Origin of the sequence: Ancylobacter mangrovi (assembly GCF_024752335.1) — a bacterium.
Classification (GTDB): domain Bacteria; phylum Pseudomonadota; class Alphaproteobacteria; order Rhizobiales; family Xanthobacteraceae; genus Ancylobacter; species Ancylobacter mangrovi.
Genome location: NZ_JANTHY010000011.1, coordinates 71,512 through 96,641, shown reverse-complemented (window position 1 = coordinate 96,641; position 25,130 = coordinate 71,512). Strand labels below are relative to the sequence as shown.

25 protein-coding genes and 1 tRNA gene are annotated in these 25,130 nt (G+C 67.5%); 19 read left to right on the top strand and 7 right to left on the bottom strand.

Features of this window, described 5'->3' with window-relative positions; all coding sequences use genetic code 11:
• Nucleotides 1-41: 41 nt before the first annotated feature.
• Nucleotides 42-854: an IclR family transcriptional regulator gene (locus NVS83_RS21790; RefSeq protein ID WP_258741258.1), complete on the bottom strand. Its 813-nt coding sequence runs from the start codon at nt 852-854 to the stop codon at nt 42-44.
• Between the two features lie 131 nt (nt 855-985).
• Between NVS83_RS21790 and NVS83_RS21785 the strand changes: the two genes are divergently transcribed.
• The 4 genes from NVS83_RS21785 to NVS83_RS21770 are packed head-to-tail and all read left to right on the top strand — an operon-like array spanning nt 986 to nt 5,117.
• Complete coding sequence (locus tag NVS83_RS21785; protein ID WP_258741257.1) at nt 986-2,293, top strand: ABC transporter substrate-binding protein; 1,308 nt, start codon at nt 986-988, stop codon at nt 2,291-2,293.
• 55 nt (nt 2,294-2,348) lie between these two features.
• A complete protein-coding gene (locus NVS83_RS21780) occupies nt 2,349-3,227 on the top strand; it encodes a carbohydrate ABC transporter permease (RefSeq protein ID WP_258741254.1) in 879 nt (292 codons plus the stop codon).
• The gene (locus tag NVS83_RS21775) at nt 3,214-4,023 is read left to right on the top strand and encodes a carbohydrate ABC transporter permease (RefSeq protein ID WP_258734359.1); all 810 of its coding nucleotides are present in this window, start codon (nt 3,214-3,216) and stop codon (nt 4,021-4,023) included. Before NVS83_RS21780 ends, NVS83_RS21775 begins: the two co-directional genes overlap by 14 nt.
• 29 nt (nt 4,024-4,052) lie before the next feature.
• On the top strand, nt 4,053-5,117 hold the full coding sequence (locus NVS83_RS21770; protein ID WP_258741253.1) for an ABC transporter ATP-binding protein: 1,065 nt from the start codon (nt 4,053-4,055) through the stop codon (nt 5,115-5,117).
• A 183-nt stretch (nt 5,118-5,300) separates the two neighbouring features.
• On the opposite strand, the gene NVS83_RS21765 is transcribed toward NVS83_RS21770, so the two are convergent.
• Together NVS83_RS21765 and NVS83_RS21760 are read right to left on the bottom strand one after the other, a co-directional pair.
• A tRNA-Ser gene (locus NVS83_RS21765) sits at nt 5,301-5,390 on the bottom strand.
• A gap of 436 nt (nt 5,391-5,826) precedes the next feature.
• Complete coding sequence (locus tag NVS83_RS21760) at nt 5,827-6,153, bottom strand: hypothetical protein (RefSeq protein WP_258734356.1); 327 nt, start codon at nt 6,151-6,153, stop codon at nt 5,827-5,829.
• Nucleotides 6,154-6,454: 301 nt separating this feature from the next.
• Between NVS83_RS21760 and rplU the strand changes: the two genes are divergently transcribed.
• From rplU to NVS83_RS21725, 7 genes are all read left to right on the top strand, one after another.
• Complete coding sequence (rplU, locus tag NVS83_RS21755; protein WP_258734355.1) at nt 6,455-6,763, top strand: 50S ribosomal protein L21; 309 nt, start codon at nt 6,455-6,457, stop codon at nt 6,761-6,763.
• Between the two features lie 30 nt (nt 6,764-6,793).
• A complete protein-coding gene (gene rpmA / locus NVS83_RS21750) occupies nt 6,794-7,063 on the top strand; it encodes a 50S ribosomal protein L27 (RefSeq protein WP_258734354.1) in 270 nt (89 codons plus the stop codon).
• 145 nt (nt 7,064-7,208) lie between these two features.
• The gene (locus tag NVS83_RS21745) at nt 7,209-7,877 is read left to right on the top strand and encodes a GNAT family N-acetyltransferase (protein WP_258741251.1); all 669 of its coding nucleotides are present in this window, start codon (nt 7,209-7,211) and stop codon (nt 7,875-7,877) included.
• Between the two features lie 68 nt (nt 7,878-7,945).
• Nucleotides 7,946-8,980 (top strand): GTPase ObgE, encoded by a 1,035-nt coding sequence (gene obgE, locus NVS83_RS21740; RefSeq protein WP_258734352.1) that lies wholly within the window; start codon nt 7,946-7,948, stop codon nt 8,978-8,980.
• A gap of 144 nt (nt 8,981-9,124) precedes the next feature.
• Nucleotides 9,125-10,297, top strand: coding sequence for a glutamate 5-kinase (gene proB / locus NVS83_RS21735; protein ID WP_258734351.1), 1,173 nt, complete (start codon nt 9,125-9,127; stop codon nt 10,295-10,297).
• A gap of 160 nt (nt 10,298-10,457) precedes the next feature.
• Nucleotides 10,458-11,060: a Crp/Fnr family transcriptional regulator gene (locus tag NVS83_RS21730; protein WP_258741249.1), complete on the top strand. Its 603-nt coding sequence runs from the start codon at nt 10,458-10,460 to the stop codon at nt 11,058-11,060.
• A 211-nt stretch (nt 11,061-11,271) separates the two neighbouring features.
• Nucleotides 11,272-12,210 (top strand): Bug family tripartite tricarboxylate transporter substrate binding protein, encoded by a 939-nt coding sequence (locus tag NVS83_RS21725; RefSeq protein WP_258741248.1) that lies wholly within the window; start codon nt 11,272-11,274, stop codon nt 12,208-12,210.
• A gap of 195 nt (nt 12,211-12,405) precedes the next feature.
• On the opposite strand, the gene NVS83_RS21720 is transcribed toward NVS83_RS21725, so the two are convergent.
• The 4 genes from NVS83_RS21720 to NVS83_RS21705 are packed head-to-tail and all read right to left on the bottom strand — an operon-like array spanning nt 12,406 to nt 16,765.
• Nucleotides 12,406-13,518: an enolase C-terminal domain-like protein gene (locus NVS83_RS21720; RefSeq protein ID WP_258741247.1), complete on the bottom strand. Its 1,113-nt coding sequence runs from the start codon at nt 13,516-13,518 to the stop codon at nt 12,406-12,408.
• 41 nt (nt 13,519-13,559) lie between these two features.
• A complete protein-coding gene (locus NVS83_RS21715) occupies nt 13,560-14,507 on the bottom strand; it encodes a D-2-hydroxyacid dehydrogenase (protein WP_258741246.1) in 948 nt (315 codons plus the stop codon).
• A gap of 9 nt (nt 14,508-14,516) precedes the next feature.
• A complete protein-coding gene (locus NVS83_RS21710; RefSeq protein ID WP_258741245.1) occupies nt 14,517-15,755 on the bottom strand; it encodes an iron-containing alcohol dehydrogenase in 1,239 nt (412 codons plus the stop codon).
• Nucleotides 15,752-16,765, bottom strand: coding sequence for an Ldh family oxidoreductase (locus tag NVS83_RS21705; RefSeq protein WP_258741244.1), 1,014 nt, complete (start codon nt 16,763-16,765; stop codon nt 15,752-15,754). The genes NVS83_RS21710 and NVS83_RS21705 overlap by 4 nt, the downstream gene beginning before the upstream one ends.
• A 92-nt stretch (nt 16,766-16,857) precedes the next feature.
• Between NVS83_RS21705 and NVS83_RS21700 the strand changes: the two genes are divergently transcribed.
• The 8 genes from NVS83_RS21700 (at nt 16,858) to NVS83_RS21665 (ending at nt 25,101) form a co-directional block, all read left to right on the top strand.
• Nucleotides 16,858-17,541: a GntR family transcriptional regulator gene (locus NVS83_RS21700; RefSeq protein WP_258741243.1), complete on the top strand. Its 684-nt coding sequence runs from the start codon at nt 16,858-16,860 to the stop codon at nt 17,539-17,541.
• A 118-nt stretch (nt 17,542-17,659) separates the two neighbouring features.
• Nucleotides 17,660-19,129, top strand: coding sequence for an NAD-dependent succinate-semialdehyde dehydrogenase (locus NVS83_RS21695; protein WP_258741241.1), 1,470 nt, complete (start codon nt 17,660-17,662; stop codon nt 19,127-19,129).
• Nucleotides 19,130-19,152: 23 nt separating this feature from the next.
• On the top strand, nt 19,153-19,527 hold the full coding sequence (locus tag NVS83_RS21690; RefSeq protein WP_258741240.1) for a VOC family protein: 375 nt from the start codon (nt 19,153-19,155) through the stop codon (nt 19,525-19,527).
• 146 nt (nt 19,528-19,673) lie between these two features.
• Nucleotides 19,674-20,624, top strand: a complete 951-nt coding sequence (locus tag NVS83_RS21685) for a Bug family tripartite tricarboxylate transporter substrate binding protein (RefSeq protein WP_258741238.1) — start codon at nt 19,674-19,676, stop codon at nt 20,622-20,624.
• A gap of 67 nt (nt 20,625-20,691) precedes the next feature.
• Nucleotides 20,692-21,153: a tripartite tricarboxylate transporter TctB family protein gene (locus NVS83_RS21680; RefSeq protein ID WP_258741237.1), complete on the top strand. Its 462-nt coding sequence runs from the start codon at nt 20,692-20,694 to the stop codon at nt 21,151-21,153.
• 28 nt (nt 21,154-21,181) lie between these two features.
• Entirely contained in the window at nt 21,182-22,678 is a 1,497-nt protein-coding gene (locus NVS83_RS21675) for a tripartite tricarboxylate transporter permease (protein ID WP_258734326.1), read from the top strand.
• Between the two features lie 43 nt (nt 22,679-22,721).
• A complete protein-coding gene (locus tag NVS83_RS21670; protein ID WP_258741236.1) occupies nt 22,722-23,861 on the top strand; it encodes a mandelate racemase/muconate lactonizing enzyme family protein in 1,140 nt (379 codons plus the stop codon).
• Nucleotides 23,862-23,919: 58 nt separating this feature from the next.
• Nucleotides 23,920-25,101 (top strand): mandelate racemase/muconate lactonizing enzyme family protein, encoded by a 1,182-nt coding sequence (locus NVS83_RS21665; RefSeq protein WP_258741235.1) that lies wholly within the window; start codon nt 23,920-23,922, stop codon nt 25,099-25,101.
• Nucleotides 25,102-25,130 lie beyond the last annotated feature (29 nt).

Below are 25,130 nucleotides of genomic sequence, written 5' to 3'. Positions count from 1 at the left end.
GGACGTGCGGCCCGGCCGCCTGTTTCGCCCATCGCCCGGGCCTAACGACGCGCGGGAGGCCGGTAGCCGAGCTGCATCGAGATGCTCGCGGCGGCCTCCATGACGAGATCCTTCAGTCGCCCGTGCTGCTCCTGCATGATCGGGAGGGACTCATGATCCGAGACATTGATGCCCGCCACTATGGCGCCCTGCGCGTCCCTCACCGGGGCGGCGACGCTGTCGATGCCCTTCGCATAGGCCGACCGGTAGGCGACGTAGCCGCGCGGACGATGCTCGTCGAGCCGGTCGACGAGCTGCTGGACGGTCGCTGGCGTCTGGTCGGAGTACTGAAGCATCTCGAAGCCCTCGAACAGCCGGTCCAGCTCCGCGCGCGGCGTGTCGAGAAGAAGCGCCTGTCCGATCGAGGTGGCGTGCAGGGCGAGGCGCGTGCCGACCGACACGTTGCTGCGCAGGCGATGCTGGGACGCGGCCTTCAGCACGTAGACCACCTGGGTGCCGTCGCGCAGCCCCATATGGGCCGAGGCGTCGGTGTCGTCGCGGAGCTTCTCCAGGACCGGCCGCGCGATGTCGAGCAGGTCCTGCGACCCAAGATATTCGAATCCCAGCGACAGCACGTTCACGCCGAGCTTGTAGGCGTGGGAATGCGGCGTGCGCTGGAGGTAGCCGTCCGCCTCGAGCGTGTAGACGATCCGGAAGGCGGTGGCGCGCGAGATCTTCAGCTCGCGCGATATTTCGGGAACGGAGACGACGGCCCGGTCCCGTGTGAACAGGCGCAGCGCCGCAAGGCCGCGCCGAAGTCCCGGAACGATGTAGCGCGATTGCTCGTCCGTATCGCTTTCATCTTCCATCACCATGGAGCCAAGCCTTCGACATCGCTACGTGATTGACGCCCATCGCCAATCCAGCGCATCATTTATAAAATAATGCTTCATATGTGAAGCGAAAAGACGCGACGCCAAACAGATCGCACAGGAGGAAACACCCGATGACCAAGAAGATGAAGGGGCAAGGTCCCCATCTCGACCGCCGTACGTTCCTCGGCGGGGCCGCCCTGGGCCTCGGCACGCTCGCCGCGGCGAGCGCCTTTCCCCGCCCGGCCCTGGCGAAGAAGGTCAAGCTCGTCTACTGGAGCCCGCTCGATCCGAAGTCGAACAACGCCCGCTCGAAGGCTGAAGGGGCGATGGTCGAGCTGTTCACCAAATCCCACCCGGAAATCGCCGTCGAGATCCAGCCCGTGCCGTGGCAGGTCATGGGCCAGCAGGTGATCCAGGGCGTCATGGCGGGCAGCGGGCCGGACATCGCCCAGCTCTCGACCACCAACCTGCCCGACCAGGTCGGCGCCGGCTCGGCCGCACCGCTGAACGACGTCGTCGGCAAGAACTGGTCGCAGGCCGAGAAGGACGACTTCATCCTCCCGTGGGACAACACGGTCTATGACGGCCAGAAGATGGCCTATTACTGGAATTCGCTGCTCAACAACGAGTTCTGGTACATCCGCAGCGAAGTGGACGGCGAGATCCCGGCGACCTGGGACGGCCTGCAATCCTTCCTCACCCCGCTCGCCAAGAAGCATGGCAAGCCGGGCTTCCTCACCGGCCTCAGCCAGCAGGGCAACGCCATCGAATTCACCGACTGGCTCATTCCCGCCTTCTGGGCCTGCGGCGCCGAATATGTGACCGAGACGGGCGAGGTCGGCTTCCTGAACGAGAACGGCATGAAGCCGTTCCAGTGGATCCTCGACATGGTGAAGGTCCACAAGTTGACGCCGGACAATATCTCGGCGCTCACCCGCGACAATGTTCTCGACGCGATGAAGGGGCGCAAGGCGCTGACCACCATCCTCACCAGCAACATCGTGGCCTCCGCCCGGAGCGCGCTGGGAGACGATCTCGGTCTGGCGCGCCAGCCGGGGCCGAACGGCGCCTGCCCCGCCTTCGCCGCCGGCAAGTTCATCATGATGACGAAGAGCTGCCACGAGCAGGAAGCCGCGGGGCTGTTCATCGAAAGCATGATCTCGCCGCAGTCCCAGCTCATCAACGCCCAGATGGCGAAGGAGCTGCCTTCGCGGAAATCCGTCGTCGCCGATCCCTGGTTCAAGACGCCGGAAGCGGCCGATCTCAAATTCGCCATGGATTACATGGCCGAGACGCCGCACTTCTTCAAATTCCCGAAGAGGACCGACTTCCTGCAGACGCGCCTCGCCCTCGCTGCGCAGCAGATGATGACGGGAACGCCGATCAAGGAGGCGCTGGAGCGCGTCGCCACGGATTGGGATCAGGCCCGCAACGGCTGATCCCGCCCCGCTGGCGATACCGCCTGCGCTCCAAGCGAATCCTACAGGAGTCGTCGTGAACACAATCGTCTCGCGTGCGAGCCCGTACCTGCTGCTGACGCCGGCAGCGGTCATCATCTTCGCGATCACGCTCTACCCGATCGTGAACCTGTTCTGGATTGCGTTTCACGCGACCAACTACTTCCAGATTGGCTCCTTCAACGCAGGAGCCAATTTCTTCTCGCTCTTCAACGCGAGCGGCATGCGCTCCTTCGTCGCCACCGCGATCTTCGTGATCGCGTCCGACGTGCTGGCGCTGTCGCTCGCCATTTTCCTGGCATTGCTTCTGGAGGCGCCGCTGCGCAGTCGCGGCCTGCTGCGCACGGTCGTCATGGTGCCGTGGCTGGTCTCGCAGGTGGTCACGGCGCTCCTCTGGCAGGCCATGCTCGACGCCAATTTCGGCCCGCTGGCCCATCTAGCCCAGGTGATGTTCGGGGTCAGCTTCGCCCCGCTTGGCAACGAGTTCGGCGCCATGGCCTCGATGGTGATCGCCAATGTCTGGCGTTCCTATCCGTTCGCCCTGGTCCTGATGCTGGCGGCGCTTCAGTCCATTCCCTCGGAAATGTACGAGGCCGCGCGCATCGACGGAGCCACGCGCTGGCAGGAGTTCCGGTACATCTCGCTGCCGATGGCCGGGCAGACCGCGATGGTGGTGCTGATCCTGCTGACCTTCGAATATTTCACGCTGGTCACCATCCCGTTCATCATGACGAGCGGGGGACCGAACGAGGCGACCTATCTGCTGTCGCTGCGGGTCTGGCGCGAAGCCTTCACCAATTATCACTTCGGCTATTCGGCCGCGGCCGGCGTGGTCGTGTTCTGCCTGAACCTCGTCCTGGCACTGGTCTACATCCGCAAATTCGCCGTCAAGGGGGGCGCCGATGTTCAGAGATAAGGCGCCCTGGTGGGCCTATGTCGCCATCCTCCTGACGTCGATCGGCGCCGTGCTGCCGCTGGCCTGGCTGTTCCTGCTGTCGCTGGATCCCAACCAGGGCATCGCCTCCGGCTCGGGCGTGTATTCGCTGAAGAACTACGCTTCTGTGATCTTCCAGAGCATGATGGCGCAGTATTTCCTCAACACCACGATCGTCGCGCTGTTCACGGTCCTGTGCACGCTGACCTGCGCGACGCTCGGCGCCTATGCGGCCTCGCGCTACCGCTTCCCGGGACGCGAGACAATCATGATCGGTCTCCTCCTCGCCTCGATGACGCCGGTCATCGCGGTGCTGGTGCCGCTCTACGCGCTGGCGGCGAAGCTGCAATTGCTGAACACCTATTCGATCCTGGTGATCGTCTTCACCGCGTGGCAGCTGCCGGGCACGCTCTGGCTGCTCCGCTCCTTCATGAACTCGATCCCGCCGGAGCTGGAAGAGGCCGCCCTGGTGGACGGCTGCAGCCGCGCCGGCGCGTTCGTGCGGATCGTGCTGCCGCAGCTCGTGCCCGGGCTGCTGGCGGCGGGGCTGATCGTCTTCGTCTACGTCTGGAACGAATTCATCATCGCCGTCAGCCTCGCGGCCAAGCAGGACATGCGCCTCGTCTCCGTGGGCCTCTACTTCTACCTGTCCGACTTCGGCGTCGAGTGGGGGAAGATCGCGGCGGGCGCGATCGTCTCCATCATCCCGCCGGCAATCCTGTTCCTGTTCCTGCAACGCCAGCTCATCCACGGACTGAGCGCGGGCGCGGTCAAGTAACGCGACCCGTCGAGACATCGGAGGCCATGATGGCGACTGTTGAAATTCGTGCCGTGAAGAAGGCCTATGGCGCAACGGCCGTCATCCATGGCGTCGATGTCGATATCGAGGACGGCGAATTCGTCGTGCTGGTGGGACCCTCGGGCTGCGGCAAGTCCACCCTGCTGCGGATGATCGCCGGGCTGGAGGATATTTCCGGCGGCGAGATCCGGATCGGCGAGCAGGTCGTCAACGGAATGCCGCCCAAGGACCGGGACATCGCCATGGTGTTCCAGAACTATGCGCTCTATCCGCACATGACCGTCGCCGAGAACATGGGCTTCTCGCTGAAGCTGCGGAAGGCGCCGAAGGCCGAGATCGGGACACGGGTGAGGCGCGCGGCGGAGATTCTCAGCCTCGACCATCTACTGGATCGCTATCCGCGCCAGTTGTCGGGCGGCCAGCGCCAGCGTGTCGCCATGGGGCGCGCCATCGTGCGCGACCCGCAGGTGTTCCTGTTCGACGAGCCACTCTCGAACCTCGACGCCAAGCTGCGGGTGCAGATGCGCACGGAGATCAAGGAGCTCCACCAGCGCCTGCACACCACCACGGTCTATGTCACGCACGACCAGATCGAGGCGATGACCATGGCCGACAAGATCGTCGTCATGCATGACGGCATCGTCGAGCAGATCGGGGCGCCGCTCGATCTTTACGACCGGCCGGCGAACCAGTTCGTCGCCGGCTTCATCGGCTCGCCCTCGATGAACTTCCTGAAGGGACACGTGAGGCTCGATGGAACTCCCCGGTTCGAAACGCCCGACGGGATCGTCCTTCCGCTCTCGTCGCCCGGCGGCGTGGAGGACGGGCAGCCCGCGGTCTACGGGGTGAGACCCGAGCACATGCAGACCGATCCGCAGGGCGTGCCGGCACAGGTGCTGGTGACCGAACCGACGGGCGCGGAAATCCTCGTCGTCGCGAAGGTGGGCGAGCAGGAGATCAACTGCCTGTTCCGCGAACGCCTCTCCTTCGCGCCGGGAGAGACGATCCGCATCGCTCCTCAACCGAACCTGACCCATCTGTTCGACGAGCGAAGCGGCAGGGCTCTCGCCTAGACGGCCCTTGTTTCCTTCCGGGCCGCGAGCGAACGGCAATCGGTGTCGTTCGCCGGCCGATCGATGGAGGGAGACCGGCGGGCGTCGTCGCAAATGAGGACGACGGTCCATACTTCGGCCCGGTTGAATGAGTCGGGCGTTCGGCGGCAACGCGTTCGCAAAATCAGCGGGCCTGAGCCGAACTGGCGGAGAGGGTGGGATTCGAACCCACGGTACGCTTGCACGCACAACGGTTTTCGAGACCGTCCCGATCGACCACTCCGGCACCTCTCCGCGCGCGAGGCGGGCCGGGGCCACGCCTTGGAGCGGGGGCTGAATAACCGAGGCGGCAGGAGCGCACAAGTGCCGTGACCGTCCCACGTCGCGAATTCCGTGCTTCGGCGACGCAATTCACAATCGACGAAGTCCGGAAGGCGCCCAACGAGCGCGGGCGGCGCGGACGAGGGTGCGAGACGTTGCATCCGCTAAGGGCGAAGTGGCTCGCGTGGACCGGTGCTTGCCTCGTGAAAGCCGGCGCCGCCGAGGCGTCGGCTCTCCCTATCGCAAGGGCCCGCTGCCGATCCTGCCGAAGAGATACTGCGCCACCTCGCCCCAAGCCCGATGGTCTAGCGAAACGCCGGTGTCCGTCCTGCCTGAAGACCGGGACTCGCCCTTTCGAAATCCCAGCGCCTCAGGTCCGCTCACGGCCCGTCTGGCGCCGGGGCTTCGCTCAGCGGCGGGAGCCGGAGCTGAGGAACCAGGCGACGGCCGCGCCGGTCAGGCCGGCGGCGACCACGAGCGCGAGCGGATGCACGGCCGCCTGGCGCGAAAGCGCCTGCATCGAGCGGCCATAGAGCTCATGGCCCGATTCCAGCGCGTCGTCGGCGAGGGCGAGGGTGCGCTCGCGCACGTCGCCGAAGGCGCGGCCGCCGGCGCCCATCGCCTCTTCATAGGCCTCCTCGGCCCGCAGCGCGGCGTCATGGCCGGCCCGGCCTGCGATGCCGCGCAGTCTTCCGCCGGCCTGGCGGGCGGCGCCGGTGATGCGATGCGTGTCCATGACGAACTCTCCACTGCGAGTGTATGATCAACAGGTGCCACCGGGCGGCGGCGTCTGCCCAAACAACGCCGCGCAGGCCGGAAGGTTCATCCGCGGGGGCAACAGGCGCGGGGAGGGCACGCGCGGGGGGACGTCAGCCGCCGGGCTCGCCCTTTTCCTTGACAGCGCTGGCCTTGCCCGCTATGGACCGGCCCTCGCGTAATGGGCGTCTCGCGCCCGTCACGCATCCCTATAACCCGACCGAAAGAAGCCGGTCCACGCCGATGAGGCGGGAGACCGGGCTCGAACGAAAGGACAGAACATGTTCGCGGTCATCAAGACGGGCGGTAAGCAGTACCGCGTCGCCCCCGACGAGGTCGTCACCGTCGGCAAGATCGACGCCGAAGCCGGCGCCTCCGTGACCCTGCCGGTGCTGATGCTCGGCGGCGAAAGCCCGAAGGTCGGCGCGCCGCTGGTCGACGGCGCCGAGGTCACCGTCGAGGTCGTCAAGCACACGCGCGGCGACAAGGTCATTGCGTTCAAGAAGCGCCGCCGGCAGAATTCGCGCCGCAAGATCGGCCACCGCCAGGACTTCACCGTGGTCCGCGTGACCTCGATCACCGGCGCCTGAGACCGCCAGCGAAGGAATTAGGAGAGCACCATGGCTCACAAAAAGGCAGGCGGTTCCTCCCGCAACGGTCGCGACTCGGACGGCCGCCGTCTGGGCGTGAAGAAGTTCGGCAGCGAGAAGGTCGTGGCCGGCAACATCATCGTTCGTCAGCGTGGGACGCAGTGGCATCCCGGCGTGAACGTCGGCATGGGCAAAGACCACACCCTCTTTGCCCTTTGCGAGGGCCGCGTCGAATTCCGTGCCAAAGCCAATTCCCGAACCTACGTAAACGTCATTCCGGCCGCCGAGGCCGCCGAATAATACCGGTGAGGTTTCTTGAAATCCCACCGGTCTCGCCCGACTGGTAGGATTTCCGGAACGTCCGTAAGGGGACATCCCGGGTACCCGACAGGGGAGGCGAGGAAACCGCCTCCCCTTCGTCGTTCAGGCCCCCAGGAGATCCCCGATGACCCTTGTTGAAGCGACCCCCGGGTCCCCCCTCGCCGAGAGCAGTACCGCCGTCCTCGAAACCGGCCGCCTGATCCTGCGCGCGCCGCGCATCGAGGACATGGCCTGGATCGCGGAGCTGGCCGACAACCGAAAGGTTGCCGAGATGACCGCGAACATTCCCCATCCCTATGGGATGGCGGATGCCGCGGCCTTCGTCGCCAACCTGCCGGGCGGCCCGGACGCGGTCACCTTCGCGGTGTTCCTGAAGAACGAGGCGGCGCTGCGCGGCGCGGACGAATCGACCTTCGGCCCGCCGATCCCGGTCGGCATGTGCGGCTTCAACCGCCGCGAAGACGACGTGCCGGAGATCGGCTACTGGCTCGGCGAGCCCTATTGGGATCGCGGCATCGCCACCGAGGCAACCCGGGCGCTGATCGACCACGCCTTCGGCGACCGCGACCTCGAGGCGCTGGTGGGCGCCGCGCGCGTGGTCAATCCAGCCTCGCGCCGGGTGCTGGAGAAGTGCGGATTCCAGTGGACCGGCGTCGGTCTGACGCGGGTGCGTGCGCTGGGCGCCTCGGTGCCGGTCGACCGCTTCCGCCTCGAACGGCGACTGTGGAGTTCGCTGCGCGCCTGGGGCGCCAGCGCGCACCCCATCCGCCGCGATATAGATACCCGGCATTGAACGGGCCGATTTGGTAGACTGAGCCGGCCCCCGCATCTGCGGGGGTCCATCTTGTTGAGCGCATTGCGATGAAATTTCTCGACCAGGCCAAGATCTATGTCCGCTCCGGCGATGGCGGGGCGGGCTGCCTCTCGTTCCGGCGCGAGAAGTTCATCGAGTTCGGCGGCCCCGACGGCGGCGACGGCGGGCGCGGCGGCGACGTGGTGATCGAATGCGTCGATGGGCTCAACACGCTGATCGACTACCGCTACCAGCAGCACTTCAAGGCGAAGAAGGGCGGCTTCGGCATGGGAGCCAACCGGTCGGGCGCCAGGGGCGACGACATCGTGCTGCGCGTTCCCGCCGGCACCGAAGTGCTGGACGAGGACGGGGATACCGTGCTCGCCGACATGACCGATGTCGGCCAGAAGGTGCGCCTGCTCAAGGGCGGCAATGGCGGCTTCGGCAACGCGCATTTCAAGACCTCGACCAACCAGGCGCCGCGCCGCGCCAATCCCGGCCTGCCGGGCGAGGAGCGCTGGATCTGGCTGCGCCTGAAGCTGATCGCCGATGCCGGCCTCGTGGGCCTGCCCAATGCCGGCAAGTCGACCTTCCTCGCCGCCACCACGGCCGCGAAGCCGAAGGTCGCCGACTATCCCTTCACCACGCTCCATCCGGGTCTCGGCGTGGTGCGGGTGGACGGGCGCGAATTCGTGCTCGCAGACATTCCCGGCCTGATCGAGGGCGCGCATGAGGGCGTGGGCCTCGGCGACCGCTTCCTCGCGCATGTCGAGCGCTGCCGCGTGCTGCTGCACCTCGTCGACGGCACCAGCGAGCATGCCGGCAAGACCTACAAGAGCGTGCGCGCCGAGCTCGACGCCTATGGCCACGGGCTCGAGGACAAGCCGGAGATCGTCGCCCTGTCCAAGGTCGACACGCTCGACCCGGAGACGCTGAAGCTCCAGCTCGCCCGCCTGCAGCGCGCGGCGAAGAAGAAGCCGCTCGCGCTTTCCGCCCATTCGGGGCAGGGCGTGCGCGAGGCGCTGCGCGCGCTGGCCTATGTCATAAACGAGGGCCGCGAGGAAGAGCAGACCAAGGAAGTCGCCGAACCCTGGCGACCGTGAGGGCGTGATGCGGCGCCGCTGCCGCTCCCTCGCATCGAGGGGCGGGGCGGCCCCGCAAATTCCCGCGCCATCGCCCGAAAATGGGCGTATGTAGCCGGCATTCGCCCCTTGTCGCCCGACGCCAGCACCGAAGTCGCCCTTCCCATGACCCGTCACGCCGCCACTTCCACGGACATCGCCGAGACGGCGGCCCTGCCGCAGCTCTCTTCCTTTCGCCGCATCGTGGTGAAGGTCGGCTCGGCGCTGCTGGTCGATTCCGCGCGCGGGGCGCTGCGGCATGCCTGGCTGGCGGCGCTCGCCGAGGACGTGGCGAACCTGCACCGCGAGGGGCGGCAGGTGCTCGTCGTCTCCTCCGGCGCCATCGCGCTCGGGCGCAACATATTGAAGCTGCCGCGCCGCCCGCTGAAGCTGGAGGAAAACCAGGCCTCGGCCGCGGTCGGCCAGATCGCGCTGGCGCGCGCCTGGTCGGAGGCGCTGGCGCATGAGGGCGTCACCGCCGGGCAGATCCTGATCACGCTGGGCGACACGGAGGAGCGCCGCCGCTACCTCAACGCCCGCTCCACCATCGCCAAGCTGCTGGCGCTGAAGGTGGTGCCGGTCATCAACGAGAACGACACGGTCGCGACCTCCGAGATTCGCTACGGCGACAATGACCGCCTCGCGGCGCGCGTCGCCGGCATGACCAGCGCCGACCTTCTGATCCTGCTGTCGGACATCGACGGGCTCTACACCGCGCCGCCGAACGACAATCCGGATGCCGAGTTCCTGCCGCTGGTGCCGCGCATCACCGCCGAGATCGAGGCCATGGCCGGCTCGGCGGGCTCGGAGCTCTCGCGCGGGGGCATGAAGACCAAGATCGAGGCCGGCAAGATCGCCACCACCGCCGGCGCGCACATGGTCATCGCCTCCGGCAAGCTGAAGAACCCGCTGCGGGCGATCGAGACCGGCGGGCGCTGCACCTGGTTCCTCGCTCCGGCGAACCCCGTCGCCTCGCGCAAGCGCTGGATCGCCGGCGCGCTGGAGCCGCGCGGCGTGCTCCACCTCGACGCCGGCGCCGTGGCCGCGCTGCGCCGGGGCTCCTCGCTCCTGCCGGCGGGCGTGAAGCGGGTGGAGGGGATCTTCGAGCGCGGCGACGCCGTGATCCTGCGCGGTCCCGACGGGGCGGAGATCGGGCGCGGGCTGGTGGCCTATGACCACGACCATGCCGAGCGCATCAAGGGGCGCTCGTCGGACGAGATCGTGACCATCACCGGCTTCGAGGGCCGCACCGAGATGGTGCACCGGGACGATCTGGTGCTGGGCGGCGGCAGGGGCTGACGCGGCCGCAGGTCAAGCCGGCTTCAGGGGCGCGACACGGCTTACGAAGAGGCAGGGCAGGGCCGATTTCGCCTTTGCCGAGGTGGCAAAGTACCTCCCGCGCGGATATGGTCGATCGCTGGAATCGGTCGACCGAAAGCTGACCCGCGTGGCCAACCTCATGTCGTCATTGTCGAATTACATCCTGCAACGGGCCGATCTGCCGTTGGAGGAGATCGAATGGTTCGAAGCCCAGGCCGAGCACCGGCTGCTCACCAAGGGCGAGGTCTTCTGCCGCGTCGGGCAGAGCGACCACGAACTCGGCTTCCTCGAGAGCGGCATCCTCCAGGTGTTCACCCCCGGCTCGGACGGGCGCAACATCGTGCTCGACTTCATCTTCCGGGGCGGCATGGCGCTGGCGCTCGACGCGGCCGTGAAGGGCGTGCCCTCGGAGGTCGGCATGCAGGCCGTGATCCCGTGCGCGATGTGGGTCTGGCCCTATCGGCTGCGGCAGGAGGCGGCGGCTCGGCACCCCGAGTGGAACACGCTGGCCCTGCGGATGACGGAGGAGACGTTCAGCCGTAAGCAGCAGCGCTATCTCGCGCTGCGCCAGCGCACGGCGCGCGAGCGCTTCGCCGACATGGACAAGGAGCTGCCGGCCGACTGGCGGCTCATCCCCCAGCATCTGCTCGCCGCCTATCTCGACATCACCCCGCAGTATTTCTCCCGGCTGAAGCACGAGGCCGAGCGGCTCGACCCGCCGCCGACCGCACCGTCCGAGTAGCGGTGGGCCGGGCGGTTGTCCCCCGACTAACAACTTCATCGCGCAGGCTTTGGCGCGTTCCGACTCGGCGGCGAGGGTGCAGCCGTAGGGGTGAGACGGCGCGCGTTTCCACGCCCGGTCGAGCGGCTCCGTCCTCATGCCAAGGATTGACAGCGTTGCCCTTCAAAATAATATCAGATATTAAATCATATAACCAATTGGGAGGATAAGCATGAAGTTCAGTACCCTCGTCATGGCGGCGGCCTGCCTGTCGCTGACGCCCGCCCTCGCCAGGGCGGATTATCCGGACCATCCCATTCAGGTCATCGTCGGCTTCAGCGCCGGTGGCGGCATGGATTCGACCATCCGCACCATCGCCCCGACGCTCGAGAAGATCCTCGGCCAGCCGATCGTGGTCATCAACAAGCCCGGCGCCGGCGGCGCGCTGGCCTGGACCGAGGTGGCCCGCGCCAAGCCGGACGGCTACACGCTGGGCAGCGTGAACTACCCGGCGGTTTCCGGCGTGACGGCCGGCGGCGGGCTTCCGTTCGACCCGATGAAGACCTTCGCCTTTCTCGGCAACGTGATGGTGGATCCGGCCGTGGCGGTCGTCTCCAACAAGAGCCCCTACAAGTCGATGAAGGACGTCGTCGCCTATCTCAAGGAGCACCCGGGCGGGCTCTCCTACGGGGCGACCGGCAGCATGAGCCTCGACGGCCTGACGGTTCTGGCGCTGGACCGCACGGCCGGCGCCAAGTTCCGCGTCGTGAATTTCGCCGGCACGGCCGAGCAGGCGACGGCGCTGCTGGGCGGGCATGTCGACGCGGTCGGCCTCGCGGTCAGCGAGGTGCAGCCCTTCCTCGACCAGGTGCGCGTGCTCGGCGTCGGCGGCACCAGCGAGAGCGACCTGCTGCCCGGCGTGAAGACCTTTGCCGAGCAGGGTTTCACGCTGCCCATCAACGAATCCAGCCGCGGCATGCTGGCGCCCGCCGGCGTCGATCCGGCGATCCTCAAGAAGCTGCGCGACGCGATCAAGCAGGCGACGCAGGACCCCGAATATCTGGCGCGCGCCAAGAAGGTCTCGCAGCAGATCACCTACCGCTCGCCGGAGCAGGTCCGCACGGCGGTCGAGGACCAGATCACCTTCCTCAAGGACGCGCTGAAGAAGTGACGTCGCTGACCAGGCGCCGGCCGGCCGCGGCGGGCGCCTGAACCGAACCAAAGAGGCGACTGGAGCGGGAGGCGTGCCTTCCGCTCCTTTTGTTTTGCGGGCCACAGAAAAAGGCGCCGGCCCGGAAGGGCTGGCGCCTTGGAAGGGGAGGCCGGAGCCTCGCCGGGGGCGGGAGGTGTCTCCCGCCTCCCGGTTTCAGACCACGTCGGCGACGAAGTTGTGGCGGATCAGGTCGAAGTCGATCTCGACGCCGAGCCCGGGCCCCGACGGGGCCTTGAGCATGCCGTCCGGTCCGACCTTGATGTCCTCGACCAGCCCGTATTTCTGCGCCTCGTCGGGGAGCAGCACCTCGAAGAACTCGGAGTTCCGGATCGCGCACATCAGGTGCAGGTTCGCCACGTTGTTGAGCGAGTTGCCGCCGTGGTGGATCTCGAAATTCATGCCGAACGCTTCGGCGAGATGCGCTGCCTTGAGGCAGGCGGTCAGCCCGCCCTTCACCGCCGGATCGCCGCGCAGCACGTCGGTCGCCTGGTTCACGATCCACGGCGCGAAGCCGGCGAAGCCGCCGGCCGAGTACTCGGTCGCCACGATCGGGATGTGGAGCTGCTGCTTCACCTTCACGTAGTTGAGCAGGTCCTCGGGCGGCAGCGGGTCCTCGTACCAGTAATAATCGAGGTCCTGGATCGCGCGGCCGACGCGGATCGTCTCCTCATAGGTGTAGGACCAGGTGGAATCGAGCATCAGCGGATAGTCGCCGCCGACCGCCTCGCGCACCGCCTTGCAGATGGCGATGTCCTCGCGCCAGTCCGCCGGCGGGTGGATCTTGTAGGCCTTCCAGCCCTCGGCCTTCATGCGCTGGGCCTGCTCGACATAGTCGCCGACCGAGCCGAGCACCTCGGAGCTCGCATAGGCCGGCACGCTGTCGCGGAAGGCGCCCATCAGCTTGTAGACCGGCAGCCCCGCCACCTTGCCGGCGAGGTCCCACAGCGCGACGTCGACGGCGCCGACGGCGCGGTAGGTGGTCAGCTTGATGCGCTGCATCATCCGCTTCAGCAGCCGCTCGCGGTCGAGCGGGTCCTCGCCCACCACCATCGGCTTCAGCGCGCGCACCAGCGAGAGCGCATCGAGCTCGGCCGAGCGCGAATAGGCGCCTAGGAAGGAATGCCCCTTCACGCCCTCGTCGGTCAGCACGCTCACCAGCGCCAGGCAGGACTGGCTCGCCCCGCGCGCGGCGCTGTGCGCGCCGTAGCGGACATTGGCGACCGCGTCCCACCGGAACAGCTCGACCTTGAGATCGACTATCTTCATTCAAATCCTCCCGGATTCCGCATGACCGCATGGGCCGCGGGTTATTGGCTGCTCCGCAGGTCGCCCGCGGCGAAGGCCGTGATGTTGCGTTCGCAGATGCCGATGATCCGCTCGGTGACGCGGCGGTTGCCGCGCCCGGCCACATGCGGCGAGACGATGAGGTTGGGCAGCGCCCAGAGCGGGCTCGCGGTCGGCAGCGGCTCGGTCTCGAACACGTCGAGCGCGGCACCCGAGAGGGCTCCGCTCGCGAGCGCGGCGATCAGCGCGTCCGTGTCCACCACGTTGCCGCGCGAGACGTTGACGAGCCGCGCGCCCGGCGCGAGATGCGCGAGGCGGGCTGCGTCGACGAGGCGGCGGGTCTGCCCGGTCAGCGGCACGGCGAGGAAGACGATGTCGGCGCCCGACAGCGCCTCGTCGAGCGGCAGGAAGCGCACGCGGCCCGCTTCGCCGTCGGGGGAGGGGACGGGCCGGCGGCGCACGACGCGGATCGAGGACGCGTCGAAGGCGTCCAGTCGGCGCACGATCGCCGCGCCGATGGCGCCGTAGCCGACCACGGCGGCGACCGCGCCCTCGAGCGAATCGAGCCGGTCGTCGGTGCTCGGCTTGGTCCATTGGCGGCGCTCGCGCGCCTCGACCAGCTCCGGAATCCGCCGGAACAGGGCGAGCGCCAGCGCCACCGCGTGCTCGGCCACCGCCGGGCCGTAGGCGTCGGCGGCGTTGGTGATGACGAGGTCGGGGCGCTCGAGGCTGGCGAGCTTGTCGACCCCCGAGCCCAGCACCTGGAGCCAGCGCAGGCGCGGCGCTTGCGCCATCGCCCGCACCAGCTCGGGACTGATCTGCGAGGGCTGGCAGAACAGCACGTCCGCCTCGCCCACAGCGCGGCAGCACTCCGCCTCGTCCTGCGGGACGACCGGCTCGGTGCGGAGCAGCCGGCGGATCACCGGCACGAGCTGCTGCGCGTAGTGCGGCGAGCGGATGACGCTTTTCATCGTCCCGGCTCAGTCTGCCCGCAGCTCTTTGCGCGCGGCCGCCCGGTCGCCGGCGAGCGCGCAGGCGACCACGCGCCGGGCGCCGTTCGCGTCGACAGGCCGCGGGTTGTTGTTGATCAGCCGCGCGGCGTGGAGCGATTCGGAAGCGACGCGGTCGATGTCCTTGGCCTCCAGCCCCATGGCGCCGAGGCTGGTCGGGATGCCGATATCGGCGAAGAGCGAGGCCACCGCGTCGATTGCCGCGTCGCAGGCCGCGGCCTCGTCGGCCATGGCGCCCAGCCCCATCGGCCCGGCGAGCTCGGCATAGAGCGAGGCCGCCGCCGGCTGGTTGAACTCCATCACATAGGGCAGCAGCGCGGCCACGCCCTCGCCATGCGAGGTGTGGGTGAGGGCGCCGAGCGGATATTGCAGCGCGTGGGCGAGCGCCGTGCCGGCATTGCCGAAGCCGAGCCCGGCGGTGAGCGAACCGAGCATCATGCCCTCGCGCGCCGCGAGGTCGGAACCGTCCTCGCAGGCGCGGCGCAGATTGGCGAAGATCACCCGTACCGCCTCGCGCGCGAATTGGTCGGACAGGTCGTTCTTGCCGACGAAGACGTTGGTCTGCGCGAGCTGGGCGGTCGCCGGCCGGCGCACGGCCGTATAGGCCTCGATGGCGTGGGTGAGGGCGTCGGAGCCCGACACGGCGGTCAGTCCGCGCGGGCAGGTGAGGGTCAGCTCCGCGTCGCAGATGGCGACGGTCGGAACCAGATAGGGGCTGGACACGCCGACCTTGAGCAGCCGGTCGGGGTCGGAGAGCACCGCGACCGGGGTGACTTCCGAGCCGGTGCCGGCGGTGGTGGGGATGGCGATCACCGGCAGGATCGGGCCGGGCACCTTGCCCTCGCCATAGTAGCCGCGCACGTCGCCGCCATGGCTGAGCAGCAGCGCCACCGCCTTGGCGAGGTCGAGGCAGCTTCCCCCGCCGATGCCGATGACGAGATCGGGGCCGAACGGCTTCGCCGCCTCGGCCGCGGTCTCGATAAGGCCGATCGGCACGTCGACCATGGTGCCGTCATAGACGTGTACGGCGACGCCGTTGCGCCCGAGATCCTCGACCATCTCGTGGAAGAGCGGGTCGCGCGCCATGCGCTCGTCGGTGCAGATCAGCGCCCGCTGACCGAGGGAGCGCGCCGTCCAGCCGAGCGCGGCGCGCTGGCCGCTGCCGAAAAGAACCGTGCGCGGACTACGCAGGACACCGAAACTCGTCACGACAGCTTTCCTTTCTGGGTGGTGTAATTCTCGATTTGCCGCCAGACGTCCGGGTTCACGGGAATGCCTTTGGCCGTGCGCTCGGCCCGCACCCGCACCGCGCGGTCGCCCGGCACAAGGACCGGGGCGGCGGGATCGATGGGGGCGATGTGGCGGATCTCGTCGAGATAGGCCGAGATGCCGGTGCCGCGCACGTGAGCGGGGTCGATGAGGATGAACAGGTCGCCCTTGTTGCAGACCTTGTCCGAATCGAGCGTGCCCTTGACGTCGGTGCCGAGGGCGCAGCCGGTGAGCGCGCCGACGAGCAGCTCGATCCCGAGGCCGAGGCCGTAGCCCTTGCCGCCGCCGAAGGGGGCGATGGCCCCGCCCTTGGCCGCGGCGGCGTCGGTGGTCGGGTTGCCCTCCGCGTCGAGCGCCCAGTTGTCGGGAATCGGCTCGCCGCGCGCGGCGTAGTCGTGGATCTTGCCCATCGAGACCAGGCCCGAGGCCATGTCCAGCACGAACGGGTCGGGCGTGGCGGGCACGCCGATCGCCAGCGGGTTCGTGCCGATCATGGCGCGGCGGCCGCCGAGCGGATGGACAAGCGCTTCGCTGGTTGTAACGATGATGCTGACGAAGCCGCGTTCCGCGAAATGGCGGACGTACCAGCTCAACATCCCGATATGGTTGCTGTTATGGATCGCGCCGAGCACCACGCCCGTCTCCGGGGTCCGGCGGGCTGCCTCCTCGAGCGCCTGCACCAGGACGACCGGGCCGAGCCCCATCTGCCCGTCGACGTCGAGCAGCGACGGGGTCTGCCAGTCATGGGCGCCGGTCGCGACCGGGTCGATCACGCCGTTGCCGATGCGCTCGATGATTCGCGGAAGGCGCTGGAGGCCGTGGGAGGGGTGTCCCATCAGTTCCGCCTGCACCAGCAACTCGGCCTGAATGCCCGCATTTGCAGCGGAAACGCCATGTCGGGCGAGGGCGGCGATGCAGACTTCTCGCGCTGTTTCAGCCTTGACGAGCATTTTTTATCGCGCCTCAGAATCCAATCATATATTATATCGAGGATACGAATTGGCCTTCCGGAGTCAAGGAATCCCATCGGGATGTGCGCTGCATGATTAAGCCATCGAAGAAGGACAACTCCCCCGGCGGCGCCCTGATGGCGCGTCCTGCGAGCCTCGTCGACAATGTCTACGACGTGCTGCTGGGCCAGCTCATGACGCTGCAGATCCAGCCCGGCGAACGGCTGCGCGTGGACAATCTCTCGCGCGAGCTCGGCGTCTCGCAGACGCCGGTGCGCGAGGCGCTTAGCCGGCTTGAGGTGAACGGCCTCGTCATCAAGACCCACCTGGTCGGCTATCGCGCGGCGCCGCAGCTCACCAAGAGCCAGTTCGAGGAGCTGTTCGATTTCCGCCTGCTGCTGGAGCCGACCGCGGCCGCCCGAGCCGCCGCCGCCATCGACCCCGACAAGATCCGGCGCGCCGAGATGATCGTGCAGCAGATGGCTGGCGCGCACCCGGGCAACCATTACCGCGACTTCGCGGTGCACGATTCCGAGTTCCACGACTACCTGGCCTCGCTGAGCGGCAACACGCTGATCGCCGACTCGCTGGAGCGCCTTCACACGCATATCCACATCTTCCGCTTCTATTCGCATGCGCGGGTGACGCAGGAGGCGATCGACGAGCACCGCCAGATCTTCGACAAGCTGAAGCAGGGCGATCCGGAGGGCACGGCGGCGGCCATGCGCTCGCATATCGAGAAGTCCCGCCAGCGCGTGATGTCGGTGTTCGACTGACGGGCCGGGGCGGTGCCCCGGTTTCGATAAAGCGGCCCTATGAGGTGATCGGCATGCTTGACGTGTCGCGCCCGCCGTCATAACCATATATCAGATCATATATTATGTTGGGTGCGAGATGTCCCTTTCCGAACCTGCCGTCGACCAGGAGCTCCTGAACGTGCCGACCCGTCTGTACATCGACGGGCAATGGCGCGAGGGAAGCGAGGGCGGCACGTTTCCCGTGGTCGATCCCGGCACGGGCAAGACCATCGCCGAGGTCGCCGATGCCACCCTCGAGGACGGCGCGGCTGCGCTCGAGGCGGCGGACAAGGCGTTCGGGCCGTGGGCGGCGCGCAGCGCACGCGAGCGCGGCGAGATCCTGCGCAAGGCCTATGAGCTCATCATGGCCGATCACGAGCGCCTCGCGCGCCTGATCACGATGGAGAACGGCAAGGCGCTGCCGGATTCGCGCGCCGAGGTCTCCTATGCCGCCGAGTTCTTCCGCTGGTACGCCGAGGAGGCGGTGCGCAACATCGGCGAGATGACGCGCGGGCCGGCCACCGGCGCCCGCATCCTCGTCCAGCACCGCCCGGCGGGCATCGCCGTGCTCATCACGCCGTGGAACTACCCGGCGGCGATGGGCACGCGCAAGATCGCCCCGGCGCTGGCGGCGGGCTGCCCGGTCATCATCAAGCCGGCCTCCGAGACGCCGCTTACCATGCTGGCGCTGATGCCGCTGCTGGAGAAGGCGGGCGTGCCGGCCGGCCTCGTCAACGTCCTTCCCTCGCGCCGCTCCGGCCCGCTCGCCGAGATGCTGCTCGGCGACCCGCGGGTGCGGGTGGTCTCCTTCACCGGCTCGACCGAGGTCGGGCGCAAGCTTCTCGCGGTGGCGGCCAGAACCGTCGTCAAGCCGGCGATGGAGCTCGGCGGCAACGCGCCCTTCGCGGTGCTGGCCGATGCCGACATCGACGCCGCCGTCGAGGGCGCCATCCTCGCCAAGATGCGCAATCTCGGCGAGGCCTGCACCGCAGCGAACCGCTTCTATGTGCATTCATCGGTCCACGATGCCTTCGCCGACAAGCTGACCACGCGCATGGCGGAGATGAAGGTCGGCTACGGCCTCGAGGAGGGTGTGCAGGTCGGCTCGCTGGTGAACGATGCCACGCGCCGCAAGGTGCACGAGCTGGTGCAGGACGCCGTGGCGCGCGGCGCCAGGGTGACGACCGGCGGCACCCTGCCCAACGGCCACGGCTTCTACTACCCGCCGACGGTGATGGTGGATGTGCCCGAGGACGCGGACTGCTTCCGCGAGGAGATCTTCGGCCCGGTCGCCGCGATCACCCGCTTCGAGGACGAGGCCGAGCTGGTGCGCAAGTGCAACGACACCGAATACGGTCTCGTCGCCTATCTCTTCACCCGCGACCTCAAGCGCGGCCTCGCCATCTCCGAGCAGCTCGACTTCGGCATGGTCGGCCTCAATCGCGGCCTGGTGTCGGACCCCGCGGCGCCGTTCGGCGGCGTGAAGCAGTCCGGCCTCGGCCGCGAGGGCGGGCATGAGGGCATGCTCGAATTCCTCGAGGCGCAGTACGTCTCCGTCGCCTGGTGACGGCGGCGGCGAGGAGTGGACCCATGTCGATCGCGTGCCGGTTCGATCATGTTCATCTGCGGCTCGACGACTACATCGCGGCGGCCGACTGGTTCTGCGACCGGCTCGGCGCGCGCGTCGTCAACCGGATCGACCCGCCGGCGCGGCCCAAGGTCGATCTCGACCTTGGCGGGGTGAAGCTGACGCTCTCGCCGCTCGCGGCGCGCGGCGCCGTGGGCGGGCCGGGGCCGATCGACCATCTCGCCTTCGTGGTGGCCGACGTGAAGGCCGCGGCGGAGGAGCTTGTCGGGAAGGGGACGGTCATCGTCGAGCCGGTGACGATGGCCCGTCCGGGTGTCTGGACCGTATTCATCGAAGGTCCGGAACGTATCAAAATCGAACTGCTGCAACGTATGTAATATATCTCAGCGGAGAGACTCAAAAATAGGAAGAAACAACAAGTAAAGCTTGACGTTCTGTCGATGTGATATCATATATGATACGTTGTACCGGATGCGATTAACGACATCCGGCCAAAGAATTTTCGTCAATCTTGGAGGAAACGATGAAATCAACCTTGCGCGTAGCGCTTGCGGTGGCGGGTACGCTTCTGACCTCTGCCGCCGCCTTCGCCGACTACCCGGATCGTCCGATCCAGGTGATCGTCGGATTCAGCGCCGGCGGCGCGATGGACGCCACCATCCGCACCGTCGCCCCGACCCTTCAGAAGATCCTCGGCCAGCCGGTCGTGGTCATCAACAAGCCGGGCGCCGGCGGCGCGGTGGCCTGGACCGAGGTCGCCCGCTCCAAGCCGGACGGCTATACGCTCGGCAGTGTCAACTACCCCGCGATCTCCGGCGTCACCGCCAGCGGCGGCCTGCCGATCGACCCGCTCAAGTCCTTCGACTTCCTGGGCAACGTGATGGTCGACCCGGCGATCGTCGTCGTCCCGGCCAAGAGCCCCTACAAGAGCCTCGGCGACGTCGTCACCTATCTGAAGGCGCATCCGGGCGGGCTGTCCTACGGCGCGACCGGCTCGACGAGCCTCGACGGGCTGGTGTCGCTGGCGCTGGCGGCAAAGGCTGACGCCAAGTTCCGCGTCGTCAACTTCGCCGGCACGCCGGAGGCGGTGACCGCGCTGCTCGGCGGCCATATCGATGCGCTCGGCCTGGCGGTGAGCGAGGTTCTCCCGCTCATGCAGGAAGGCAGCGTGCGCATCCTCGGCGTCGGCGGCGACAAGCGCAATCCGCTGATCCCGGACGTTCCGACCTTCAAGGAGCAGGGCTTCGACCTGCCGATCAGCGCTTCCAGCCGCGGCATGATCGCGCCCGCCGGCATGGATCCGGCGGTCCTCAAGAAGCTGCGGGACGCCATCAAGCAGGCGACCGAAGATCCCGAATATGTCGAGCGTGCCAAGAAGGTCTCCCAGCGGGTGTCCTACAGCTCGCCGGAAGAAGTGCGGGACGTGGTCACCAAGCAGATCGAATTCCTAAGCCAGTCGCTTCCGAAGAAGTGACCTTTCGGAGCGGCCGTCATCTCGGCAGCGGAGAGCCTGCGGGCTCTCCGCGAGTGGAGCCTTGTCCATGGGCAATAAAGCCTTCCCCCTAAACGCCGAGATCGTGGTCTCGGCCTTCATGGTGGCGTTCGCCGCCGCTCAGGTCTACGCGGCCAACCAGCTTTCGCTGTCCGCCGACTACACGCTCGGACCCGGCGCCCTGCCGATGATCTACTCCGTCGGCCTGCTGATCTGCAGCGCCGCGGTGCTGTTCGAGTCCGTGCGACAGGGGGGAAGCGACGGGGTCGGCGAGAAGAACTCGATGAGGGGAGTGCTGTGCATCCTCCTTCTCGTCCTGTTCGTCGCCTCGATCTACGTGGTCGGGTTCCTGTTCTCGACGATCGTCTTCTGCTTCCTGTTCTGCCAGTTCTTCTCCGGCCTCGGCCTCGTCAAGAACATCGCGTTCAGCGTCATCTGGGGCGCCGCGCTGTACGCCGCCTTCCACTACCTGCTCGAAGTTCCTTTGGAACCTGGCTTGTTGTTTTCGTAAGCCTTCCAGCAAGAGCTAAGGATCCGAAATGCTTACCCCGTTGATCGACGGTTTCGCCAGGATGATGGACCCCTGGCTGCTCCTGATGTGTTTCCTCGGTACCTTTGCGGGAACGCTGGTCGGCGTCCTGCCGGGCCTCGGACCGAGCGCGGCCATCGCCGTTCTTCTGCCCATTACCTATGGCGTCGATCCGCTGATCGCGCTGGTGGCCATGGCGGGCATCTATTACGGCGCCATGTATGGCGGCACGATCACCTCGGTGCTGCTCAACGTGCCGGGCGAAAGCGCCTCGGTCGTTACCACCTATGACGGCCATCCGCTGGCCAAGCAGGGCAAGGGCGGCGTCGCCCTCGGCCTCGCGGCGATCGGCTCGTTCATCGCCGGCACCATCGGCCTCATCCTGCTCAGCGTGCTCGCCATCCCGCTCGCCCGCATGGCGCTGGTGTTCGGCCCGCCGGAATATTTCGCGGTCACCATCCTCGCCTTCGTGATGGTCTCCTCGCTCGCCCGCGGCAACATGGTGAAGTCGTTCCTGTCGCTGTTCCTCGGCCTGCTGCTGGCGACCGTCGGGCAGGACATCATCTCCGGCCAGGCGCGCCTGACCTGGGGCACGATGGAACTCATCGACGGCATCGGCTTCATCCCGGCCGTGGTCGGCCTGTTCGGCCTGTCGGAGATCGTCTACGACATCGTCCATCCCCAGCCCGAGGCCAAGCAGCAGAACATCAAGCTCAAGATCCGCGAGATCCTGCCCTCCATGGCCGATCTCAAGCAGACCTGGGCGGCGATGGTGCGCGGCGGCTTCCTCGGCTTCTTCCTCGGCATCCTGCCCGGCGCGGGCGCGACCATCGCCTCCTTCGTCTCCTACGGCGTCGAGAAGCAGATCTCCAAGACGCCCGAACGCTTCGGCCAGGGTGCGCTGGAAGGCGTCGCCGGCCCGGAATCGGCCAACAACGCCGCCAGCTCCGGCGCCTTCGTGCCGCTGCTCGCGCTCGGCATTCCCGGCTCGGCGACCACGGCGGTGCTGATCGGCGCCTTCATCATCCTCGGCATCCAGCCGGGCCCGCGGCTCTTCACCGAGCATGCGGACGTCGCCTGGGGCCTGATCGCCAGCATGTATGTCGGCAACCTGATGCTGCTCGCGCAGAACATCCTTCTGGTGCCGTTCTTCATCTGGCTTTTCGTCATCTCCGAGCGGACGCTCCCGGTCATCGTCGCCTCGCTGTGCGTCATCGGCGTCTACAGCGTCGACAACTCGATGTGGGACATCTGGCTGATGATCGCCTTCACGGTGCTGGGCTACGGCTTCCGCGCCTCGGGCATCCCGGCCGCGCCGCTGGTCATCGCCCTCGTGCTCGGGCCCGACGCGGAGAACGCGCTGCGCCAGTCGCTGGTGATCTCGATGGGCTCGCCCACCGTCTTCTTCGAGCGGCCGATCAGCCTGGCCCTGCTCGTGGTGGCCTTCCTCTGCCTGCTCTACCCGCTCGTCCGGCATCGCTTCAAGAGCGTGATTGAGACCGAATAACTGTGCCGACGGGCCCGACGACGCCCCTATTCCGGAGTTCGACATGAAGATCATCGACGTCATCGGCTATCCGCTCTCGGTGCGGCTTCCCCCCGAGCGGCAGAACACGCTGGGACTGGGCAAGCTCACCAAGCGCGACGCCACCATCATCAAGATCGTGACCGACGAGGGCATCATCGGCTGGGGAGAGGCGCACCATGCGCGCAGCCCCGGTGCGGTGGCGCACATCATCAACACCACCATGCGCGACCTCGTCATGGGCATGGACGCCTCGCAGACGACCGCGATCTGGGACAAGGTCTACAAGGCCCAGATCGGCAGCCACGGCATGGGCGCCGGCTCGGTGATCGCGCTGAGCGGCATCGACATGGCGCTGTGGGACATCAAGGGCAAGGCGGCCAACATGCCGCTCTACAAGCTGCTCGGCGGCTCGCAGAAGCCGATCCCGGCCTATGCCGGCGGCGGCGGCGCACTCGGCTTCCGCACGCCCGAGGAGACGGTCGAGGAGGTCGGCGGCTTCGTCGAGAAGGGCTTCCGCGCGGTGAAGCTGCGCCTTGGCCAGACCAACAAGCAGGACATCGCCCGCATCAGCGCGGTGCGCGAGCGCTTCCCCGATCTCACCATCCTCACCGACGCCAACACGGCCTACAGCCTCGACGACTGCCGCCGCGTGATGCCGGCGATGGAGGAACTCGACGTGTACTGGCTGGAGGAGCCGTTCCCGGCCACCAACACCAAGGCCTACGAGATCGCCGCCACCTTCTCCTCGACCCAGCTCGCGCTGGGCGAGAATTCCTACACCCGCTTCGAGTTCATCCCGCATCTCGATTCCGGCAACATCCGCATCTTCCAGCCGGATGTCGGCAAGTGCGGCGGCGTGACGGAGATCATGCGCATCGCCGCCTGCGCCTCGACCTGGAACATTGCCGTGCATCCGCATGGCGGCGTCACCGGACTGGATCTGGCGGCTGGAATCCACGTGCTGGCCTCGATCGAGAACGGCGGCTTCTTCGAGTCGAGCGAGGGCTGCAACCCGCTGCGCGAGGGTCCGTTCAAGAACAAGCCCTACGAGGTCGGGGCGGATGGCTGCGTGCATCCGCTGGAAGGACCGGGTATCGGTCTGGAAGTCGACGAGGACTTCATCAAGGCCAACCCCGTCATCGAGGGTCCCGGCTTCGTGTGATCCCTCCGGCCGGGGCCGCGCGCCCCGGCCTCCTTGCTATCGCCGGTAGAAGAACACGATGAAGATCACGCGCGCCGACATCCTCCACGCCGCGTTCGGATGGCGCACCATCTCCTTCCTGCGGCTGGAGACCTCGGACGGCATCGTCGGCTGGTCCGAGTACACGGATGGTCCGGGCTCCAGCAACACCGGGATCAGCGCGGTGGTCGCCGCGCTCGCGGAGCAGATCGTCGGCCGCGATCCGCTGGCGATCGAGGCGATCGCGGCCCGGCTCGGCAGCCTGATCTCGCAGGCGCCGGTGGGGCTCAACCAGCAGGCGGTGGCGGCGATCGTCAACGCGCTGCTCGACGTGAAGGGCAAGGCGCTCGGCGTGCCGGTGCGCGAGCTGCTCGGCGGCACGCTGCGCGAGCGCGTGCCGCTCTACTGGTCGCACTGCGTGGGCTATCGCGCGCGCTACCCGAAGGAACTCGGCGTCGAGCCGCCGCGCAGCTATGACGACCTCTCGCGCATCGGCGAGGAGGTGCGCGCGCGCGGCTTCCGCGCGCTGAAGACCAACCTTCTGCTGAAGGAAGACGACCGCTTCGTCGCCTACCGCCCGGGGCGCGGGGCGAGCGGCGGCTTTCCCGAGCTCAATCCCAACCCGGCCGCCGAGGGCCAGATCCTGCGTCAGATCGAGGCGCTGCGCGCCGGCGCGGGTCCGGAGGTCGAGATCAATCTCGACCTCAACATGAACTTCAAGCCGGAAGGCTTTCTGCGCCTGTGCCGCATCCTCGAAGGGGCGGGGCTGGGGTGGATCGAGATGGACAGCCGCGAGCCCGGCTTCCTCGCCCATGTGCGCCGCTGTGTGACGACGCCGGTCGCTTCCTGCGAGAACGTCTATGGCCAGCGCGGCTACCGCGCCTTCTTCGAGGCGGGGGCGGTCGATGTCGCCATCGTCGACCTGGTCTGGAACGGCTATCTGGAAGGGCTGAGGGTCGCCGCCTGCGCCGACAGCTACGACATCAACATCGCGCCGCACAATTATTTCGGCCATCTGGCGGATTTCATCAGCGCCAATTTCTCGGCCGCGATCCCCAATCTGCGCGTCATGGAGATGGACGTCGACGGCGTGCCGTGGCGCGGCGAGTTCTACACCCACCTGCCCGAGATCGTGGACGGCCAGTTCGTGCTGCCGCTGCGGCCGGGCTGGGGCACCGACATCGACGAGGCGGCGGTGCGCCGGCATCCGCCGACCGCCTGATGCACCGGCGTCGCCCGTCCGGCGCCGAA

Coding starts and splice junctions, on each gene's coding strand:
- NVS83_RS21790 (WP_258741258.1), bottom strand. CDS start 854: ATGGTGATGGAAGATGAAAGCGATACGGACGAGCAATCGCGCTACATC.
- NVS83_RS21785 (WP_258741257.1), top strand. CDS start 986: ATGACCAAGAAGATGAAGGGGCAAGGTCCCCATCTCGACCGCCGTACG.
- NVS83_RS21775 (WP_258734359.1), top strand. CDS start 3,214: ATGTTCAGAGATAAGGCGCCCTGGTGGGCCTATGTCGCCATCCTCCTG.
- NVS83_RS21770 (WP_258741253.1), top strand. CDS start 4,053: ATGGCGACTGTTGAAATTCGTGCCGTGAAGAAGGCCTATGGCGCAACG.
- NVS83_RS21760 (WP_258734356.1), bottom strand. CDS start 6,153: ATGGACACGCATCGCATCACCGGCGCCGCCCGCCAGGCCGGCGGAAGA.
- rplU (WP_258734355.1), top strand. CDS start 6,455: ATGTTCGCGGTCATCAAGACGGGCGGTAAGCAGTACCGCGTCGCCCCC.
- rpmA (WP_258734354.1), top strand. CDS start 6,794: ATGGCTCACAAAAAGGCAGGCGGTTCCTCCCGCAACGGTCGCGACTCG.
- NVS83_RS21745 (WP_258741251.1), top strand. CDS start 7,209: ATGACCCTTGTTGAAGCGACCCCCGGGTCCCCCCTCGCCGAGAGCAGT.
- obgE (WP_258734352.1), top strand. CDS start 7,946: ATGAAATTTCTCGACCAGGCCAAGATCTATGTCCGCTCCGGCGATGGC.
- proB (WP_258734351.1), top strand. CDS start 9,125: ATGACCCGTCACGCCGCCACTTCCACGGACATCGCCGAGACGGCGGCC.
- NVS83_RS21730 (WP_258741249.1), top strand. CDS start 10,458: ATGTCGTCATTGTCGAATTACATCCTGCAACGGGCCGATCTGCCGTTG.
- NVS83_RS21725 (WP_258741248.1), top strand. CDS start 11,272: ATGAAGTTCAGTACCCTCGTCATGGCGGCGGCCTGCCTGTCGCTGACG.
- NVS83_RS21720 (WP_258741247.1), bottom strand. CDS start 13,518: ATGAAGATAGTCGATCTCAAGGTCGAGCTGTTCCGGTGGGACGCGGTC.
- NVS83_RS21715 (WP_258741246.1), bottom strand. CDS start 14,507: ATGAAAAGCGTCATCCGCTCGCCGCACTACGCGCAGCAGCTCGTGCCG.
- NVS83_RS21705 (WP_258741244.1), bottom strand. CDS start 16,765: ATGCTCGTCAAGGCTGAAACAGCGCGAGAAGTCTGCATCGCCGCCCTC.
- NVS83_RS21700 (WP_258741243.1), top strand. CDS start 16,858: ATGATTAAGCCATCGAAGAAGGACAACTCCCCCGGCGGCGCCCTGATG.
- NVS83_RS21695 (WP_258741241.1), top strand. CDS start 17,660: ATGTCCCTTTCCGAACCTGCCGTCGACCAGGAGCTCCTGAACGTGCCG.
- NVS83_RS21690 (WP_258741240.1), top strand. CDS start 19,153: ATGTCGATCGCGTGCCGGTTCGATCATGTTCATCTGCGGCTCGACGAC.
- NVS83_RS21685 (WP_258741238.1), top strand. CDS start 19,674: ATGAAATCAACCTTGCGCGTAGCGCTTGCGGTGGCGGGTACGCTTCTG.
- NVS83_RS21680 (WP_258741237.1), top strand. CDS start 20,692: ATGGGCAATAAAGCCTTCCCCCTAAACGCCGAGATCGTGGTCTCGGCC.
- NVS83_RS21675 (WP_258734326.1), top strand. CDS start 21,182: ATGCTTACCCCGTTGATCGACGGTTTCGCCAGGATGATGGACCCCTGG.
- NVS83_RS21670 (WP_258741236.1), top strand. CDS start 22,722: ATGAAGATCATCGACGTCATCGGCTATCCGCTCTCGGTGCGGCTTCCC.
- NVS83_RS21665 (WP_258741235.1), top strand. CDS start 23,920: ATGAAGATCACGCGCGCCGACATCCTCCACGCCGCGTTCGGATGGCGC.